General features: G+C 51.4%; 1 pseudogene. It reads left to right on the forward strand.

Going from position 1 to position 350, the window contains the following annotated elements:
• A pseudogene (locus IV91_RS19300) lies at window positions 1-236 on the forward strand (hypothetical protein); the annotation flags it as partial.
• Between the last annotated feature and the right edge of the window lie 114 nt (window positions 237-350).

Consider the following 350-nt stretch of genomic DNA (forward strand, 5'->3'; position numbering starts at 1 on the left):
TCTCAATCACGCAACCGACTGATAATAATAACGAAATAGCCAAATTCGCCAACCACCCGTTACAAGAGATCATAAACGCGCAACCCGCTGTTCTGATTGGACTTATCGCCCATTTCGCCGCATCACTGTTACAAGATGACATAGCCTTTTCTGCCCGACAATTGATACAACTGGGGCGTGACATCCTGGCTTCCCACCCCGCCGGTGGGAGCCTCCATGGAGGATTTTGCCCGTGATTTCCTACGAACAGTTCTGTCAGATCCACGACCTGCATCAACGCCAGGCGTTGAATGCGGCTCAGATTTCCCGCGTCTTGAATCTGGATCACAAAACGGTAGCCACCTGGTTGG

This window comes from Ferrovum myxofaciens, assembly GCF_000735045.1.
In the GTDB taxonomy this organism is placed as follows: Bacteria; Pseudomonadota; Gammaproteobacteria; order Burkholderiales; family Ferrovaceae; genus Ferrovum; species Ferrovum myxofaciens.